General features: G+C 71.2%; 16 protein-coding genes and 1 pseudogene. All 17 read left to right on the top strand.

Annotated elements, in window-relative coordinates; translation table 11 throughout:
- Nucleotides 1–21: 21 nt before the first annotated feature.
- On the top strand, nucleotides 22–1152 hold the full coding sequence (gene flhB / locus CQ393_RS16310; protein ID WP_153193066.1) for a flagellar biosynthesis protein FlhB: 1131 nt from the start codon (nucleotides 22–24) through the stop codon (nucleotides 1150–1152).
- The gene (gene flhA / locus CQ393_RS16305) at nucleotides 1149–3254 is read left to right on the top strand and encodes a flagellar biosynthesis protein FlhA (protein ID WP_153193062.1); all 2106 of its coding nucleotides are present in this window, start codon (nucleotides 1149–1151) and stop codon (nucleotides 3252–3254) included. The genes flhB and flhA overlap by 4 nt, the downstream gene beginning before the upstream one ends.
- 162 nt (nucleotides 3255–3416) lie before the next feature.
- Complete coding sequence (gene flhF / locus CQ393_RS16300) at nucleotides 3417–5120, top strand: flagellar biosynthesis protein FlhF (protein WP_153193060.1); 1704 nt, start codon at nucleotides 3417–3419, stop codon at nucleotides 5118–5120.
- Nucleotides 5107–5991, top strand: a complete 885-nt coding sequence (locus CQ393_RS16295; protein ID WP_153193057.1) for a MinD/ParA family protein — start codon at nucleotides 5107–5109, stop codon at nucleotides 5989–5991. The genes flhF and CQ393_RS16295 overlap by 14 nt, the downstream gene beginning before the upstream one ends.
- Nucleotides 5988–6737, top strand: coding sequence for an RNA polymerase sigma factor FliA (locus tag CQ393_RS16290; protein ID WP_153193054.1), 750 nt, complete (start codon nucleotides 5988–5990; stop codon nucleotides 6735–6737). Before CQ393_RS16295 ends, CQ393_RS16290 begins: the two co-directional genes overlap by 4 nt.
- Before the next feature lie 13 nt (nucleotides 6738–6750).
- The gene (gene cheY, locus CQ393_RS16285; protein WP_194269699.1) at nucleotides 6751–7143 is read left to right on the top strand and encodes a chemotaxis response regulator CheY; all 393 of its coding nucleotides are present in this window, start codon (nucleotides 6751–6753) and stop codon (nucleotides 7141–7143) included.
- An 8-nt stretch (nucleotides 7144–7151) separates the two neighbouring features.
- Nucleotides 7152–7778 carry a protein phosphatase CheZ gene (locus CQ393_RS16280; protein WP_228114633.1) on the top strand — a complete coding sequence of 209 codons (627 nt, stop codon included), beginning with the start codon at nucleotides 7152–7154 and terminating at the stop codon, nucleotides 7776–7778.
- Nucleotides 7779–7782: 4 nt separating this feature from the next.
- Nucleotides 7783–9753 (top strand): chemotaxis protein CheA, encoded by a 1971-nt coding sequence (locus CQ393_RS16275; RefSeq protein WP_153193049.1) that lies wholly within the window; start codon nucleotides 7783–7785, stop codon nucleotides 9751–9753.
- A 160-nt stretch (nucleotides 9754–9913) separates the two neighbouring features.
- On the top strand, nucleotides 9914–10654 hold the full coding sequence (locus tag CQ393_RS16270; RefSeq protein WP_153193047.1) for a flagellar motor protein: 741 nt from the start codon (nucleotides 9914–9916) through the stop codon (nucleotides 10652–10654).
- Nucleotides 10655–10657: 3 nt separating this feature from the next.
- Nucleotides 10658–11482 (top strand): annotated as a pseudogene (motD, locus tag CQ393_RS16265) (flagellar motor protein MotD); the annotation flags it as partial.
- 128 nt (nucleotides 11483–11610) lie between these two features.
- Nucleotides 11611–12393, top strand: a complete 783-nt coding sequence (locus tag CQ393_RS16260; RefSeq protein WP_153193042.1) for a ParA family protein — start codon at nucleotides 11611–11613, stop codon at nucleotides 12391–12393.
- A gap of 5 nt (nucleotides 12394–12398) precedes the next feature.
- Nucleotides 12399–13274: a chemotaxis protein CheW gene (locus tag CQ393_RS16255; RefSeq protein WP_153193094.1), complete on the top strand. Its 876-nt coding sequence runs from the start codon at nucleotides 12399–12401 to the stop codon at nucleotides 13272–13274.
- A 181-nt stretch (nucleotides 13275–13455) separates the two neighbouring features.
- Nucleotides 13456–13764 carry an STAS domain-containing protein gene (locus CQ393_RS16250; protein WP_153193040.1) on the top strand — a complete coding sequence of 103 codons (309 nt, stop codon included), beginning with the start codon at nucleotides 13456–13458 and terminating at the stop codon, nucleotides 13762–13764.
- The gene (locus CQ393_RS16245; protein WP_153193038.1) at nucleotides 13761–14126 is read left to right on the top strand and encodes a response regulator; all 366 of its coding nucleotides are present in this window, start codon (nucleotides 13761–13763) and stop codon (nucleotides 14124–14126) included. The genes CQ393_RS16250 and CQ393_RS16245 overlap by 4 nt, the downstream gene beginning before the upstream one ends.
- 44 nt (nucleotides 14127–14170) lie before the next feature.
- On the top strand, nucleotides 14171–16165 hold the full coding sequence (locus tag CQ393_RS16240; RefSeq protein WP_153193036.1) for a chemotaxis protein CheA: 1995 nt from the start codon (nucleotides 14171–14173) through the stop codon (nucleotides 16163–16165).
- 287 nt (nucleotides 16166–16452) lie between these two features.
- Nucleotides 16453–17613 (top strand): porin, encoded by a 1161-nt coding sequence (locus CQ393_RS16235; protein ID WP_153193034.1) that lies wholly within the window; start codon nucleotides 16453–16455, stop codon nucleotides 17611–17613.
- Nucleotides 17614–17830: 217 nt separating this feature from the next.
- Nucleotides 17831–18699: MCP four helix bundle domain-containing protein (locus CQ393_RS16230; protein ID WP_153193032.1), on the top strand; the 869-nt coding region annotated here is incomplete at its 3' end.

Genomic DNA, 18699 nt, shown 5'->3' with positions numbered 1-18699 from the left:
CTCCTGCATCCGCGCCTGGCCATGGCCGAGAACGAAGACGGCACCGAAAAAACCGAACAACCCACCGGCAAACGCCTGCGCGACGCCCGCGAGAAGGGCGACATCCCGCGCTCGCGCGAACTGGCCACCGCCGCCGTGTTCGGCGCCGGCGTGGTCGCCGTCACCACCCTGTCCGGCGTGATCGGCGGCAACGCGCGTGCCTGGATGCGCGGCGCGCTGACCCCCGACCCGGGCCTGTTCCAGACCCCGGACGCGCTGTTCGGCCATGCCGGGCTGCTGCTGCTCAAGCTGCTGCTGGCGACCTGGCCGCTGCTGCTGGTGTGCCTGCTGGCCAGTTTCGTCTCGCCGCTGCTGATGGGCGGGCTGCGGGTCTCGTCCAAGGCGCTGATGCCCGACCTGAACCGCATGAACCCGCTCAACGGGATCAAGCGCATCTACGGCGCGCAGTCGCTGGCCGAACTGGCCAAGTCGCTGCTGCGCGTGCTGTTCGTGGGCACCGCCGCCGGCCTGTGCATCTGGCACGGCTTGGACGCCCTGCGCGGCCTGCCGCGGATGCCGCTGGAACGGGCGGTGCTGGACGGGTTCGGCTTCACCCTGCGGCTGCTGCTGGCCACGGCCGGGGCGATGGCGCTGCTGGCGGCGATCGACGCGCCGTACCAGCACTGGAACTGGCTGCGCAAACTGAAGATGACCCGCGAGGAGGTCAAGCGGGAAATGAAGGAAAGCGAGGGCAGCCCGGAGGTCAAGGGCCGGATCCGGCAGATGCAGATGCAGATGTCGCAGCGGCGGATGATGGAGGCCGTGCCGGGCGCCGACGTGGTCGTGGTCAACCCGACCCACTACGCGGTGGCGCTCAAGTACGAGGCCGGGCGCATGAACGCCCCGACCGTGGTCGCGCGCGGCGTGGACGAACTGGCCCTGCGCATCCGCCAGGTGGCCGACGGCAACCGGGTGGCCATCGTCTCGGCGCCGCCGCTGGCACGCGCCTTGTATAGGGAAAGCCAACTCGGCAAGGAAATCCCCGTGAGACTGTATTCGGCCGTCGCCCAGATCCTGTCCTACGTCTACCAGCTGCGCGCCTGGCGCGGCGGGCCGATGCCGCAGCAGCCGGCCGTGGACATCGACGAATTCGGCCCGGGGGCACGCCGATGAGCGCCCAGCCCATGCCCGGCACCGCGCGCCGCCTGCTGGGGGTGATCCGCCAGGGATTCGGCGCGCCGCTGATCGTGCTGGCGCTGCTGGCGATGGTGGTCGTGCCGCTGGCCGCGCCGGTGCTCGACGCCCTGTTCACCTTCAACATCGCCATCTCGCTGATGGTGCTGCTGGCGGTGGTCTATGTGAAGCGGCCGCTGGATTTCACCATCTTCCCGATCGTGCTGCTGATCACCACGATGCTGCGGTTGGCGCTCAACGTGGCCTCCACCCGCGTCATCCTGCTCAACGGCCAGAACGGCCACGAGGCCGCCGGCAAGGTCATCGCCTCGTTCGGCGAGTTCGTGATCGGCGGCAACTACGCGGTGGGCATCGTGGTGTTCGCGATCCTGACCATCATCAACTTCGTGGTCATCACCAAGGGCGCCGGGCGCGTGTCGGAAGTGACCGCGCGCTTCACCCTGGACGCGATGCCCGGCAAGCAGATGGCGATCGACGCCGACCTCAACGCCGGCCTGCTGACGGCCGCCGAAGCCAAGGTCCGGCGCGAGGAAGTGCGCGAGGAAGCCGACTTCTACGGCGCGATGGACGGCTCGAGCAAGTTCATCCGCGGCGACGCCATCGCCGGCATCCTGATCCTGTTCATCAACCTGATCGGCGGCCTGGCGGTGGGCGTGCTGCAACACGGCATGCCGTTCGGCCAGGCTGCCGCCACCTATACCCTGCTGTCGATCGGCGACGGCCTGGTGGCGCAGCTGCCGGCGCTGCTGGTATCCAGCGCGGTGGCGATGCTGGTCACCCGCGCCTCGCGCTCGCAGGACATGAGCGAGGCGATGATGGGCCAGGTGTTCGGCCAGTACCGCGCCCTGGCCATCGCCGCGGCGATCATCGGCCTGGTCGGCCTGGTGCCGGGCATGCCCAACCTGGCCTTCCTGATCCTGGCCTCGATCCTCGGCTTCCTGGCCTGGAAGCTGTGGAAACGCGACATGGCCACCGCGGCCCAGGCCGGCGCCGAGGGCGCCGCCGCGCCGGGCGAGATCCCCGGCCTGCTCTCCTCGCAGCCGGCGCCGACCGCCGAACTGAGCTGGGACGAACTGCGCCCGGTCGACCCGCTGGGCCTGGAGGTCGGCTACCGGCTGATCCCGCTGGTGGACAAGGCCCAGGGCGGCGAACTGATGGCGCGCATCAAGGGCGTGCGCCGCAAGCTCACCCAGGACGTCGGCTTCCTGATCCCCTCGGTGCACATCCGCGACAACCTGGAGCTGCCGGCCACCACCTACCGCGTGCTGATCCACGGCGTGCCGGTGTCCAGCGCCGAGATCCACCCCGACCGCGAGCTGGCGCTGGACCCGGGCAGCGCCATGGGCCAGCTGGACGGCATTCCCGGCAAGGACCCGGCCTTCGGCCTGGACGCCACCTGGATCCAGCCGCACCAGCGCGCCCACGCCGAATCGCTGGGCTACACCGTGGTCGACCCGGCCACGGTGGTGGCCACCCACCTCTCGCACCTGATCCGCGAGCATGCCCCCGAGCTGCTCGGCCACGAGGAAGTGCAGCAGCTGCTGGCGACCCTGGCCAAGAGCGCGCCCAAGCTGGTCGAGGACCTGACCCCGAAGGCGCTGCCGATCTCGGCGGTCGCGCGCGTGCTGCAGAACCTGCTGGTCGAGCGCATCCCGATCCGCCAGCTGCGCAAGATCGCCGAGGCGCTGGTGGAGAACGCCCCGCTCACCCAGGACCCGGTCGCGCTGACCGCCGCGGTGCGCAACGCCCTGGGCCGCTTCATCGTGCAGGAGATTGCCGGGATGTCGCCGGAACTGCCTGTGTTCACCCTGAATCCGCAACTGGAACGGGTCTTGCAGGAATCCACGCAGGGCAACGGTGCCGCACTGGAACCCGGTCTCGCCGAGCGCCTCCACCAGAGTCTTGCCGAATGCGTCGGCAAGCAGGAGGCGCGCAACGAGCCGGCCGTGGTGCTGGTACCGGGCCCGGTCCGCGCCGCCCTCGCGCGGATGGTCCGCCACAGCGTCCCCTCGCTGTCGGTGCTGGCCTACAGCGAGGTACCGGAAGACAAGCGCCTGAAGCTGGTCGGCACGATCAGCTGAGGAAGCCTGGAAACCGGCAGCGGCATCGGGCCACGTCAAAGAACGGACACCTGATCGGCCACCGCCACAACGAAGGACGAAGGAGCACGCACCGCCATGCACGACACCGCCAACGCCACTGCTCCCGCGCCGCACCCGCACACGAATTCCCGGTACTCCAGCATGAAGATCAAACGTTTCGTCGCCGCCGACATGCGCACCGCCATGAACCTGGTGCGCAAGGAACACGGCCCCGACGCCGTCATCCTGTCCAACCGGCGGATCGAGGAAGGCGTCGAGATCGTGGCGGCCGCCCACTACGACGAGACCGCGGTGCAGCGCGCCCTGGAGGCCTCGCGCCCGGCGCCGGAACCGGCGCCCAAGCCGCGCAGCGCCGCCGAGGCGATCATCGCCGCGATGACCCGCCGCAAGGCGCCGGAACCGGAACCGGTGGTGGCCACCGCCTCGGCCGTGGCCGCGCTGGCCCGCTCGGCGGTCGGCGCCACCGGCCGCTCCATCGACAGCAGCGTCGAACTGGCGCCGGGCAGCCGCTTCTCCTCGCTGCTCAAGCCGCAGCCGCGGCCAGCCGCGGCACGCGCGCCTGAACTTCCGGAACAGATCTTCGCCACCTTCCCGGCGCTGGACGACGCCCCGGTGGTGCCGGCGTTCCGCCCCGAAGGCTTCGCCGTCGCCGAGCCGGCACCGGTGCCGGCCGCGCTCAACCGCGCCCGCTTCGTGATCGACCCGCCGCTGGAGGCGCCGGTCGCCGTCCCCGCCGCGCTGGCCGCCGCGCCGGCGCCGCGCACCGAACCGGCCACGCCGGCACCGGCCCTGCCGGAAGCGCCCCAGCCGCGCGCGGTCGTGGCCTCCGCGGCCGAACCGGCGATGCCGGCCGTCGCGACCGTCAATGTTCCGGCGCCGGCGACCGAGACCGCGCCCGCCGCACCGGCGCTGAGCGTGGTCGCCTCGGCCCCGCGCGAAGACGGCCAGCTGGCCCAGCTGCGCCAGGAAGTGGCCGGCATGCGCCAGCTGATCGAGCGCGAGATGCACCGCTTCACCGACGAACGCCTGCGCGGCAGCCCGGTGCGCGCCAACGCGCTGGACCTGATGGACGAATACGGCTTCGACGCCGGCCTGGCCCGCGACGTCGCCGTGCGCATGCCCGCCGACATCGACCCGGCGCGCGCCCGCGGCCTGATGCTGGGCCTGATCTCCAAGCGGCTGCCGATCGCCCCGGTCGACCCGATCGAGGCCGGCGGCGTGATCGCCCTGGTCGGCCCCACCGGCGCCGGCAAGACCACCACCATCGCCAAGCTGGCCTCGCGCTTCGCCGAAGCCCACGCCGCCCGCGACGTGGCCCTGGTCACCACCGACACCCAGCGCATCGGCGCGCGCGAGCAGCTGTACGGCTTCGGCCGCCAGCTCGGCATCGCCGTGCACGAGGCCAGCAGCGGCACCAACCTCAACCAGTTGCTCGAGCGCCTGGCCGACTACAAGCTGGTGCTGATCGACACCGCCGGGCTGGGCCAGCGCGACCGCGCCCTCACCGCCCAGCTGCAGTGGCTGCGCGCCGCCGGCCAGATCCGCACCCTGCTGGTGCTGCCGGCCAACACCGGTTTCCAGGACATGGACGAGGTGGTGCGCCGCTTCGGCGCGGCCAACCCGCAGGGCCTGGTGCTGACCAAGCTGGACGAGACCGGCCGCTTCGGCTCGGCCCTTTCGGTGGCAGTGGATCACCATTTGCCGATCACATGGGTGACGGATGGGCAGGATGTGCCGGAAGATCTGCATCGGGCCTCGGCGGCCAATCTCGTGCTTCGCCTTGAAGATTTGCGCCGCGCGGCCGATATGCCCTGCAATCCGGAGTTGAACCATGCCGTCGCGTGAATACGCCAAGCTGACCAATGCCTTCCCGCTGTCGGCCACCCGCCGCCAGCCCGCCGGCCCCGTGCGCACCATCGCGGTGACCGGGGGCAAGGGCGGCGTGGGCAAGACCAACGTCTCGGCCAACCTGGCCGTGGCGCTGGCCGGCATGGGCAAACGCACGCTGCTGCTGGACGCCGACCTGGGCCTGGCCAACATCGACGTCATCCTCGGCCTGCAGCCCAAGCGGACCCTGGCCGACCTGGTCGCCGGGCGCTGCACGCTGGAGGAAGTGATCATCGAGGGCCCCGGCGGCGTGCTGGTGGTCCCGGCCGCGTCCGGGCGCCGGCACATGGCCGAGCTGCAGCCGGCCGAGCACGTCGGCCTGGTCAACGTGTTCTCCGAGCTGGAACGCGACCTGGACGTGATGATCATCGACACCGCCGCCGGCATCACCGACAGCGTGCTGACCTTCTGCCAGGCCGCGCAGGACACGGTGGTGGTGGTCTGCGACGAGCCGGCCTCGATCACCGACGCCTATGCGCTGATCAAGGTGCTCTCGCGCGAGCGCGGCGTGGACCGCATGCAGGTGGTGGCCAACATGGTGCGCGACCCCAACGAGGGCCGCGTGCTGTACGAGAAGCTGGTGCGGGTCTGCGACAAGTTCCTGGCCGACGTCTCGCTCAACTACCTGGGCTGCGTGCCGCAGGACGACTGGCTGCGCCTGTCGGTGCAGCGCCAGCAGCCGGTGGTGAAGCTGTACCCCTCGGCGCCGGCCTCGCTGGCCATCCAGGAGATCGCCCGCCGCACCGCCCGCTGGCAGGCGCCCACCGAGCCGCGCGGCGGCGTGGAGTTCTTCCTGGAGCGCATCCTCCAGCGCGGGGTGGCCACATGAAGCCCGCCGCTGCCCACTACCGCGAGGTGCAGCGCGCCAGCGCCAACGACTGCATCGCCCGCCATTCGGACCTGGTGCGGCGCATCGCCCACCACCTGGCCGCGCGGCTGCCGGCCAGCGTGGAGATCGACGACCTGATCCAGGCCGGCATGATGGGCCTGATCGAGGCCTCGCGCAGCTACGACGCCGAACAGGGCGCCTCCTTCGAGACCTACGCCTCGATCCGCATCCGCGGCTCGATGATCGACGAGATCCGCCGCGGCGACTGGGTGCCGCGCTCGGTGCACCGCCGCGCCCGCGACGCGGCCGCCACCATCCGCCGCCTGGAGCAGTCCACCGGCCGCGCCGCCAGCGCCACCGAGGTGGCCGAGGCGATGGAGATGCCGCTGCCCGAGTACATGCGGCTGATCGAGGACGCCGCGCGCGGCCAGGTGCTGAGCCTGGAATCGCGCATCGAGGACCAGGGCGAACTGGATACCCCGGCCACCGGCGGCCCGACCCCGCAGCAGGTGCTCGAGCGCAGCCAGTTCGGCGAGGAACTGGGCAGGGCCATCGGCCAGCTGCCCGACCGCGAGCAGCTGGTGCTGTCGCTGTACTACGAGCAGGAACTGAACCTGAAGGAGATCGGCGCGGTGCTCGGGGTGAGCGAGTCGCGCGTCTGCCAGATCCACGGCCAGGCCATGCTGCGCCTGCGCGGCCGGTTGAAGATTTTCGAGGCGGCCGACGCCGGCCTCGTCGAACCATGAAGAGGAACACCTTTTGAACAAGAACATGCGGATCCTGATCGTCGACGACTTCTCGACCATGCGGCGCATCGTCAAGAACCTGCTGGGCGACCTGGGCTTCACCAACACCGCCGAGGCCGAGGACGGGCATGCCGCGCTGGCGCTGCTCAACAGCCAGCCGTTCGACTTCGTGGTCACCGACTGGAACATGCCGGTGATGACCGGCATCGAACTGCTCAAGGCGATCCGCGCCGATGCCAAGCTCAAGACCCTGCCGGTGCTGATGGTCACCGCCGAGGCCAAGCGCGAGCAGATCATCGAGGCCGCGCAGAACGGCGTGAACGGCTACATCATCAAGCCGTTCACCGCCCAGACCCTGGAGGAGAAGCTGGGCAAGATCTTCGAGCGGCTGGCGGCGAGCGCCTGATGACGACCATGGCCAGCCAGACCCTGAGCGAGAAATCGGCCCTGGTGCAACGCCTGCAGGACGCGCTGGCGGCGCTGGAGAGCGGCGACGAGACCGGCTGGCGCCGCGAGATCGACGCGCTGGCGGCGCTGCGCACCCAGCCGATGATGGCCGGCCTGGGCCGGCTGGCGCGCGAACTGGGCCAGGCGCTGGGCGAACTGCCGACGGTGCCGTCCGAGGCCGGCGAGCTGGACGATGCCTGCGCGCGGCTGGACCACGTGGTGGAGATGACCGAGAAGGCCACCCACCGCACCCTGGACCTGGCCGAACAGTGCCGCGGGCTGGTCACCGGCCTGCGCGAAGGCAGCCTGCCGGCGGTCGAACACGAGCAGGCGCTGGACCACATCCGCCACAACCTCACCGAGATCGCCCTCACCCAGAGCTACCAGGACCTGACCGGGCAGATCATCCGCCGCGTGGTCGGCATCGTGCGCCGCGTGCACGAGGGGTTCGGCGCGCTCGGCCTGCCGCCGCCGGAACACGAGTCCCGCGAACAGGCGCGCGGCGGCCTGGCCGGCCCGGCGCTGGAAGGCATCGACCGCCACGCCGTCAGCCAGGACGACGCCGACGACCTGCTCTCCGACCTGGGGCTGTGACGCCATGAGCGCCTTCGCCGACGACATCGCCGCCGACTTCATCCTCGAGGCCCAGGAAATCCTGGACCGCCTGGGCGAACAGCTGGTCACGCTGGAGCAGTCGCCCCAGGACAACGACCAGCTCAACGCGGTGTTCCGCGGCTTCCACACGCTCAAGGGCGGCGCCGGCTTCCTCGGCATCAACGCGATGGTCGAACTGTGCCACGCCGCCGAGGAAACCCTGGGCATGGCGCGCTCGGGCAAGGCGGTGCTGCAGGCGCACCACTTCGACGCCGCGCAGCAGTCGCTGGACTGGCTGCAGGCGATGCTCGACGCGGTGTCCGCCGGCACCGACCCGGAGCACGCGCCGCCGGCGCTGATCGCGCTGTTCGATGTCGACGCCGCCCCGGCCGCGCCGGTGGCCGCCGCGGCGCCCGCCGCCGCGTCCGGCGGCGACCTGATCAGCGAGGACGAGTTCGAGGACCTGCTCGACCAGCTGCACGGCGGTTCGGCCCCCGGCGCCAAGCCGGTCGCCACCGCCGCGGCCAAGGGCGGCGACGACCTGATCAGCGAAGACGAGTTCGAAGCCCTGCTCGACCAGCTGCATGGCGGTTCGGCGCCCGGCGCCAAGCCTGCGGCGGCCGTTCCCGCGCCGGCCGCGGCCAAGGGCGGCGACGACCTGATCAGCGAGGACGAGTTCGAGGCCCTGCTCGACACCCTGCACGGCGGCGCCGCCCCCGGCGCCCGCGCGCTGCCGGCCGCCGCGCCCGCCGCCGCGCCGCGCCCGGCGCCTGCACCGCGTGCGGCCACGCCCGCGCCCGCCGCGGCCGCGCCCAAGGCCGCCGAGCCCGAGCACACCGTGCGCGTGGACACCAAGCGCCTGGACGCCATCGTCAACCTGATCGGCGAACTGGTGCTCTCGCGCAACCGCCTCAAGACCCTGCGCACGCGGCTGAAGGACGAGGAACTCGACCGCGCCGTCTCCACCCTCGACATCGCCACCGCGCGCCTGCAGTCGGCGGTGATGCGCACCCGCATGCAGCCGGTGGGCAAGGTGTTCTCGCGCTTCCCCAAGGTCGCGCGCGACGTCGCTCGCAACCTGAAGAAGGAAGTGGACCTGGAACTGGTCGGCGCCGAGACCGAGCTGGACCGCAACCTGGTCGAAGCGCTGGCCGACCCGCTGGTGCACCTGGTGCGCAACGCCATCGACCACGGCATCGAGATGCCCGAGCTGCGCGAGGCGCAGGGCAAGCCGCGCATGGGCCGCGTGCGCCTGTCGGCGCAGCAGGAAGGCGACTACGTCAGCATCGAGGTGCAGGACGACGGCGCCGGCATCGATCCCGAGCGCCTGCGCGCCAAGGCCCGCGAGAAGGGCCTGCTGGACCCGGAAGCGGCCGCGCGCCTGAGCAGCGAGGAATGCCTGCACCTGGTGTTCCTGCCCGGCTTCTCGACCAAGCAGGAGGTCACCGACATCTCCGGCCGCGGCGTCGGCATGGACGTGGTGCAGTCGCGCATCCGCGAGCTGAGCGGACAGATCCAGATCCAGTCCGAACTGGGCCGCGGCAGCCGCTTCCTGATCCGCGTGCCGCTGACCCTGGCGATCCTGCCGACCCTGCTGGTGCAGGCCGGCGAGGACATCTACGCGCTGCCGCTGGCGCGCGTGATGGAAGTGCTGCACGCGCCGCGCACCTCGCTGGGCTGGTTCGACGGCCGCGCCGTGCTCGACCGCAAGTCGCACACGCTGGCGCTGCTCGACCTGCGCCAGTGGCTGGACGTGGAACCGGCGCACTCCACCCTGCTCACCATCGTCGTGCTGCAGGTCGGCGAGGCCCGCTTCGGCCTGGTCGTGGACCAGGTGCGCGGCCGCGAGGAAGTGGTGATCAAGCCGCTGCCCAAGGCCCTGCGCGGTCTGAAGGGCTACGCCGGCGCCACCTTGATCGGCGACGGGCGCATGGCGCTGATCCTGGACGTGGACGGGCTGCGCGGCCAGGAGTGATCCCCGCCCGTAGGAGCGGCTTCAGCCGCGAATGCTTTCAGGGCTTTCGCCGGGAAGCATCCGCGGGCCTTCGCCAAGAGCGTTCGCGGCTGAAGCCGCTCCTGCCGCCGTTCCTGCCTCCACCGTTCAAGTACCCCCCGCAAAAGCCGATATCCGTTAAATGGACAGACTCAGCATCATCGGACTCTTCCTCGCACTGGCCTCGCTGGTGGGCGGGAGCATTCTCAAGGGAGCGGGCCTGTCCTCGCTGTGGTCGCCGGCCGCGTTCGTCATCGTCATCGTCGGCACCATCGCCGCGATCCTGCTGCACACCTCGCCGGCGATCTTCCGCCACGCCTTCCGGATCGTGCGCTGGGTGGTGCAGCCGCCGGCCAGCGACCGCCAGGCGCTGATCCGGCAGATCGTGGACTGGAGCAACATCGCCCGCCGCCAGGGCCTGCTGGGCCTGGAGCCGCAGGTGGAGATGCAGGACGACCCGTTCCTGCGCAAGGGCCTGCAGCTGGTGGTGGACGGCGTGGAGCCCGACGCGATCCGGCACATGCTGGAGATCGAGCTCAGCGGCCAGGAACACCGCGACCTGGCCGCGGCCAAGGTGTTCGAGGGCATGGGCATCTATGCGCCGACCCTGGGCATCATCGGCGCGGTGCTGGGCCTGATCGCGGTGATGAAGAACCTGGCCGACCCGAGCAAGCTCGGCCACGGCATCGCCGCCGCGTTCACCGCCACCATCTACGGCATTGCCTCGGCCAACCTGCTGTTCCTGCCGGTCGCGGCCAAGCTCAAGAGCGTGATCGCCTGCAACAGCCGCGAGCGCGAGATGATCATCGAAGGGCTGATCGCCATCGCCCAGGGCGAGAACCCGCGCAACATCGAAACCAGCCTGGCCGGCTTCGTGGGTTGAACCATGGCCCGTCGAAAGTCCCACGAAGAGCACGCCAACCATGAGGCATGGGCCATCCCCTATGCCGACCTGATGACGCTGCTGCTGGCCTTCTTCGTGGTGATGTACGCCATTTCCTCGCTCAACGAGGGCAAGTACCGGGTCATGGCCGACGCCCTGACCACCGCCTTCGGCGGCTCGCCGCGCACCATCACCCAGGTGCAGGTCGGTCACCAGCAGCTGCAGGGCGGCGGCCACGACAGCCCGGCGGTGATCCGCGCGCCGAGCATGACCGGCGGCGCGGTCGCCGACCCGACCCGGCTGCCGTCGATGGCCTCGCAGATGACCCAGCCGGTATCGCTGCGCGACCGCGAGCAGCTGCAGCGCGCCGAGCGCCAGCTCGGGCAGATCGCCGAGAAGCTGACCCAGACGCTGGCGCCGCTGGTCAGCCAGGGCGTGATCACCGTGCGCCGCACCGAGCTGTGGATCGAGGTGGAGATCAACAGCGACATCCTGTTTCCCCCCGGCTCGGCGACGCTGGACGCCGGCGCGCGGCAGACCCTGGGCACGCTGGCCGACGTGCTGCAGGACGCGCCCAACGGCGTGCGCGTGGAAGGCCATACCGACAACATGCCGATCGCGACCGCGCAGTACCCGTCCAACTGGGAACTGTCGGCCGCGCGCGCGGCCAGCGTGGTGCACCTGTTCGCCGACCACGGCGTGCAGCCGCAGCGGCTGGCGATGATGGGCTACGGCGAATTCCGCCCGCGCGAGAGCAACGCGCAGATTGAAGGCCGCAACCGCAACCGGCGGGTGATGGTCATCATCCTGGCCGACTCGGCCGCCAGCGCCGACGCGCTGGCCGACGGCGCGACCACGGTCGCCGCCGAACACCCCACCCGCGATGCCGACGGCGCCGATGCGCCCGCGCGCGCGTCCGGACCGGCCACGCCGGCAGCAATAAAAGGAGTCCACTGATGCGTATCTGGGCCATTGCCAACCAGAAGGGCGGCGTCGGCAAAACCACCACCACGCTGGCGCTGGGCCGCGGCCTGGCCGCGCTCGGCCATCGCGTGCTGCTGATCGACCTCGATCCGCACGCCTCGCTGACCCGCGCCTTCGGCGTGCCGCTGGACCCGCCGCCGCAGGGCGTGCTGGAACTGTTCGCCCCCCCGCCGGTGGAGATCTCCGCCCTCGCCCGCGCCGGCGGCATCCCCGGCCTGGACTACCTGTGCGCGCAGGCCGCGCTGGCCACCCTGGAGCGGCGCAGCGCCAACCAGCCCGGCCTGGGCCTGGCGCTGCAGCACGCGCTGGCCCAGCACGGGCAGCGCCACGACTACATCCTGCTCGACTGCGCGCCGACTCTGGGCCTGCTGATGATCAACGCGCTGGCCGCCGCCGACCGCCTGATCATCCCCACCCAGGCCGAGCCGCTGGCGCTGCACGGCCTGGAAGGCATGGTGCGGACCGGGCAGATGGTCGAGCGCTCGCGCGGCCGCCCGCTGCCGGTGTCGATCCTGCCGACCCTGTTCGACCGCCGCACCCGCACCGGCAACGAAACCCTCAAGCTGATGCAGGACCGCTACGGCGAGCGGGTGTGGGAAGACGCCATCCCGGTCGATACCCGCATCAGCACGCCGGCCACCCTCACCGCCCCGGCGCACGACGACGCCTACCCCGGCCGCGGCTTGTCGGCCTATCGCCGGGCGCTGGAATGGCTGCGCGCCGAAGACGCCGCGCAGCTGGAGCGCGCGGCATGAACGGCATGAACGGCGTGGACGTGCTGGACGACTACCTGGGCGAGCTGCTGCTCGACGCGATACCGGCGCAGGCCGCCGCCCCGGCACCGTTAGCCGCCGTGCCGGCCGCCGCCACGCCGGCGCCGCCCGCCGCCCCGGCCGAAGTGGAACCGGCACCGCTTCCACCGCCTGCTGCGCCCGTGCCGGCGGTGGCCCGGGCCGCAGCGCCGCCCGCGCCGATTCCGGCCGCCCCCGCGGTACCGACGCCTGCCCCGCCCCCTTCGCCCGCGGTGTCGGTGCCCAGGGCCGAGGCCAGGCCTGCGCCTGCACCTGTGGCGCCGCCCCCGCCCGACGCCGCACCGGCGCGCCCGGCCGCGGCTCCCGCGCCCACCACCCCGGGCAACAACGTCTGGGCCGCCCTGCAGGCGCAGGCGCGCGAGCCGCACCAGCCGCAGCAGCGCCGTGCCAGCGAACGCGCCTCGCGCTGGCTGCGCCTGCGCTGCGGCGTCCAGGCCTATGCGCTGGAACTGCTCAAGGTGCAGGAAGTGGTGCTGCCGGTGCCGCTGCTGGGCCTGCGCGGCACCGCCACGGCGATGCTCGGCATCATGAACCTGCGCGGGCAGGTGGTGCCGGTGATCGACCTCGGCCTGCACCTGGGCTTCGCCGCGGTCGGCGAGGACAGCCAGACCCGCATCGTCGTACTCGAGGAAAAGGGCGAGACGCTCGGCCTGCGCGTGTCCGCGGTCGAGGACGTGGCCAACCTGACCGAATCGCAGATCGAACCGCCGGACACCGCGCGCATCTGCCAGATCTCCAACACCCTGTTCCGCGGGGTGGCCCGCATCGGCCAGCAGCCGATGATCCTGCTCGACGCCTCCGAACTGCTGCAGTGCGAACGGTAGGAATCCACCCTGGGGCGCGCATGGCCTCTCCCCCGGGAGGCGCCATCGCGCCCCAGGGCGGGTTCCTGCGCCAGCCCGATTCCGCGCACCCGTTCACAGAATCGACGGCCGGCCTTCACGCCGCTAAAGAACCCCGCGCGGTTGCCGCTAATTGGTCCAGTACCGTCTCTCCGGAGCAACGATGAGCACTGTGGCACTGGCGCAAGATCTGGGCATCGAGTCCACCAGCGAGCTGAAGCAACACCTGGCCCCGCACCTGGGCCGGGACGGCGCGTTGCGCGTGGATGCCAGCCAGGTAGGCCGCGTGCATACCGCCGCCATCCAGGTGCTGTGCGCCTTCGTCCTGGCCCGCCGCCAGGCCGGCCACGCCACCGTCTTCGACGACGCTACCGATACCTTCCGCGACGCCGCGCGCCTGCTCGGCGTCCTCCAGACCCTGGGTCTGGACGCAACCCCTGACAAATCGAATTCTGTGGAGAACGTTGCATGAGCGCTCGAATCCTGGTGGTGGACGACTCGGCGTCGATGCGCCAGATGGTGGCCTTCGCCCTCACCTCGGCCGGCTATTCCGTCGAGGAGGCCGAAGACGGCGCCGTCGCCCTGGGCCGCGCCAAGGGCGCCAAGTTCAACGCGGTGGTCACCGACGTGAACATGCCGAACATGGACGGCATCTCGCTGATCCGCGAACTGCGCCAGCTGCCGGACTACAAGTTCACCCCGATGCTGATGCTGACCACCGAATCGGCCGCCGACAAGAAGTCCGAAGGCAAGGCCGCCGGCGCCACCGGCTGGCTGGTCAAGCCGTTCAACCCGGAACAGCTGGTCGCCACCGTCCAGAAAGTCCTGGGCTGATCGCCCACCCCCACCGTCCCGAACCCCGACCGGATAGCGCGCCGATGAGCATGGACCTGCAACGTTTCCACGCCACCTTCTTCGAGGAAAGCCGCGAAGGGCTGGACGCCATGGAGGCCGGGCTGCTGGCCCTGGAGGACGGGCAGCAGGACCCGGAGATCATCAACTCGGTGTTCCGCGCCGCGCACTCGATCAAGGGCGGCGCCGGCACGTTCGGCTTCGAGGCCATCGCCGGCCTGACCCACGTGCTGGAAACCCTGCTGGACGAGCTGCGCGCCGGCAAGCGGGCGCTGGAGAGCGCCGCGGTCGACGCCATGCTGTCCTCGGTGGACGTGCTGCGCGCCCTGCTGCGCGAGGCCGAGCACGGCCAGGCCGCCGATCCGGCCGCCGTCGCCGCGGTGAAGGCGCGCCTGGAAGCGGTGCTGTCCGGCGCTGCCGCCGCGCCGGTCGCGGCCAAGCGCGAGGAAGCGGCGGCCGAGCCGGAAGGCTGGCAGATCGGCTTCGTGCCGGCGCCGTCGCTGTTCATGAGCGGCAACGACCCGCTGCGCATCATCCGCGAGCTGGAAACCCTGGGCCAGCTGCAGGTGGATGCGCGCATGGAGCGCCTGCCCGGCTTCGAGCAGATGGACCCGCTGGAAGCCTACATCGCCTGGGACCTGGGCCTGACCGGGCGCATCCCGCGCAGCAAGATCGAAGACACCTTCGCCTGGGTGGTGGACGACTGCGAGCTGGACATCCAGCCGATCATCGCCCCGCCGAGCCTGGCCACCAGCGCACCGACGCCGGTGCAGGAAGTGGCGGCCGAAGTCGCCGCGGCCGTGCGCCCGGCGGCCGCCGCGGCCAACGCCCCGGCCGGCGCCAGCCACGAGGCCGAAAGCTCGATCCGCGTCAGCGTCGACAAGGTCGATGCGCTGATCAACCTGGTCGGCGAGCTGGTCATCACCCAGGCCATGCTCAAGCAGGTCTCCGGCGGCCTGGATCCGTCCCACGCCGAGCGCCTGCTGGCCGGTCTGGACCTGCTCGAGCGCAATACCCGCGACCTGCAGGAAGCGGTGATCGGCGTGCGCATGCTGCCGGTGGACGCGGTGTTCCGCCGCTTCCCGCGGCTGGTGCGCGACCTGTCCTCGCGCCTGGGCAAGCAGGTGCGGCTGCGCACCATCGGCGAAGGCACCGAGCTGGACAAGGGGCTGATCGAGAAGATCGCCGATCCGCTGGTGCACCTGGTGCGCAACTCGATCGACCACGGCCTGGAAATGCCCGACGTGCGCCGCCAGGCCGGCAAGGACGAGATGGGCACCATCACCCTGGCCGCCTCGCACCAGGGCGGGCACATCGTCATCGAGGTCAGCGACGACGGCCGCGGCCTGAACCGCGACAAGATCCTGGCCAAGGCCCACGAGCGCGGCCTGGCGATTCCGGACAACCCGACCGACACCCAGGTCTGGGACCTGATCTTCCAGCCCGGCTTCTCCACCGCCGACGCGGTCACCGACCTGTCCGGGCGCGGCGTCGGCATGGACGTGGTCCGCCGCAACATCCAGGCCCTGGGCGGCGAAGTACAGCTGGAGAGCCAGAACGGCGCCGGCACCCGGGTGCTGATCCGCCTGCCGCTGACCCTGGCCATCCTCGACGGCATGACCGTGTCGGTCGCCGGCGAAACCCTGATCCTGCCGCTGGCCTACGTGCTGGAGGCGCTGCAGCCCAAGGCCGAGGACATCCGCACCATGGCCGGCGAAGGCCGCGTACTGCGCGTGCGCGGCGAATATCTGCCGATCCTGGCGCTGGGGCATTACTACGGCTACCGCCAGCAGACCCATGCCGATCCGCTGGTGGTGGTGGTCGAGGGCGACGGCCAGAAGATCGCGCTGGAAGTGGACGAGCTGCTCGGCCAGCAGCAGGTCGTGGTCAAGAACATCGAGAACAACTACCGGCGCATCTCCGGCGTTTCCGGCGCCACGATCCTGGGCGACGGCCGCGTCGCGCTGATCGTCGACGTCGGCGGCCTGGTCCGCTCGCTGCGCCTGCCGCAGGCGGCCTGAGTTCCACCGCTTCGCCCTTCGGGGCGAAGCCGTCGCTGCGGAGCGCCGGCTGGCGACAGGCGCCCGTTGTCCGACGCACCGCTCCGGAACTGAACCTCGCAGGCGCGGACCGAATGCGCGCAGCGCAGGATGCTTCCCTCCCTGCCCTGCCGACGCGGCGTGGCGCACCCTCCATGCGCGCGGCGGTGGCGCGCGGCCATTGCCTTCCTGCCGCACGGCGGAGGGCTTCGCAATCCACACCCGGCCCACGCGTCCGCGTTGGGCCTCCTCCGTTCCGGGACACCCGCATGCGCCACCTCGCACCCCTTGCCCTGCTCACCCTCGCCGCCCCGGCCTTCGCCGCTCCCCAGGCCAGCGCATGGCCGCCGAAGCTGGGCTTGGCCGACGGCACCGAGGCCGCGTTCACCGGCAACTTCGCCTGGGACATCAACCGCTTCGCCGACGGCGGCGGCGCGTTCGAAGACGATCAGGACTGGCGCCGCAAGGAGTTCGGCGTGGCCATCAAGCGCAAGGGCCTGTACGACTTCACCGCCTCCTACGACTTCCAGTCAGACACCTGGATGGACGTGGCCCTGCGCCTGGAGAGCAAGGGCCTGACCGGCCGCGACTTCGGCAAGTGGCGCGTCGGCCAGATGAAGCTGCCTCTTGGCTTCGAGGGCAACACCGCCACCCGCAACGGCGCCTTCATGGAGAACGCGCTGCCGACGCAGGCGTTCTACGAAGGCCGCCGCATCGGCGTGGACTGGGCGCTGGAGCGGCCGCGCTGGCTGCTCAACGCCGGAGCCTATTCGCACGACCTGCAGGGCAACAACCGCGGCGACAGCCTGGCCGCGCGGCTGGCCTGGACGCCGCGCAAGGACGCCGCGCACGTGCTGCACCTGGGCGTGTCCGCTACCCGCGAGCGCCCCGACGCCGAGACCAACGGCCTGGGCGTGGAGATCGCGCCGAACGTGCGCTGGCGCGCCAAGCCGGAGGCCTCGCTGACGCCGCTGCGCCTGGTCGATTCGGGCACCCTGCGCGACGTCGGCCGCATCGACCGCCGCGGGCTGGAAGCGCTGTGGATCGAGGGCCCGTGGTCGCTGCAGGGCGAATACCTGCAGCAGACCACCCGGTGCCACGCCCTGCCGGACTACAGCGGCGATGGCTGGTATGTAGCGGGCAGCTGGCTGCTCACCGGCGAATCCCGCGCCTACAGCGGCGGCAACGTCGCCAACCCGCGGCCGGCAGGCAAGCGCGGCGCCGTCGAACTGCTGGCGCGCTACAGCCGCATCGACCTGGACGATGGCGCCATCCGCGGCGGCCGCGAGCGCAACTGGACCCTGGGCGCCAACTGGTACGTCGGCAGCCACCTGAAGCTCCAGGCCAACTACGTGCGCGCCGACGCCCGCCGCGGCGCCCTGCACCTGCAGCCGGAGACCGTGCAGCTGCGGGCGCAGCTGCACTTCTGAGGTCCCGCCAGGCCGGCGCGGGCCGATTCCGTGCCGGCCGTCACCGGATTCCGGCATCGGCCGCAACGCCGGCGTCAAGAACCGGACGCCGGCGCCGATACCGCAACTGTGCACCCCCCGGGTGCGGGCCTCCCGCCGCGGCCCATCCGCATCGATGACACCCCGCAGGAGCGCCGGGCCTGCCTGTCGCTGACGCCTGCCCCTTGGAGATCCTGCGATGAAATGGTTCCAGAACCTTTCGATCACGCGGAAGCTGATCCTCGCTTTCTGCATCACCTGCCTGCTCACCCTGCTGATGGGCGGGTTCTCGCTGTGGCGCATGATGCTCGCCAATACCCAGATCGAGCAGATCAACAACAACTGGATGCCCGCCGTCCAGCAGTTGGGCGAGATGCGTTCGCAGCTGGGCGAGTTCCGCACCTACGAACAGGCGCAGCTCGGCTACCAGGGCAATGCCGAGCAGCTGGCCGACTACGACAAGCGCCTGGCCGACACCCGCGGCCTGATCGAGGCGGCCGAGAAGGCCTATGACGACATAGAGACCGACTACACGCCCGAAGAACTGGCGATGTACGACAAGCTCAAGGCGCAGCGTGCGGCGTATTTCGAGGCGCACGACCGCATCGCCGCGGCCATCGCCGCCGACGATTTCGACGCCGCCCGGCGCATTTCCTCCGACGAATCGCGCAAGCTGCGCCGCGTGCTGTTCGACCAGCTCAAGGCGATGTCGCAGTACAACCAGGAACAGCTGACCAAGGACGTGGCCGCGTCCCGGACCGCGTATACGCGCTCGCTGGTCGCCGTGGTCGCCGGCATGGCGCTGGCGCTGGCGCTGGCCGCGCTGCTGGGCTGGGCCATCATCCGTTCGATCACGCTGCCGCTGGGCGAGGCGGTGCGTGTGGCCGACGACGTCTCCGCCGGCAAGCTCGACCGCCGCATCGACACCTCGCGCCGCGACGAGGTCGGCCAGCTGCTGTCGGCCATGCAGCGCATGCAGTCGCAGCTGCGCGCGGTGATCGCCGCCCAGCAGGAGATGGAGCGCCAGCATGAAGCCGGCATCATCAGCTACCGCATGGACCAGGCCGC

Origin of the sequence: Stenotrophomonas sp. MYb238, from assembly GCF_009496535.1 — a bacterium.
Taxonomy (GTDB): Bacteria; Pseudomonadota; Gammaproteobacteria; order Xanthomonadales; family Xanthomonadaceae; genus Stenotrophomonas.
Note: the sequence above shows the minus strand (reverse complement) of the source record. Positions and strands in the feature narration are given on the sequence as shown.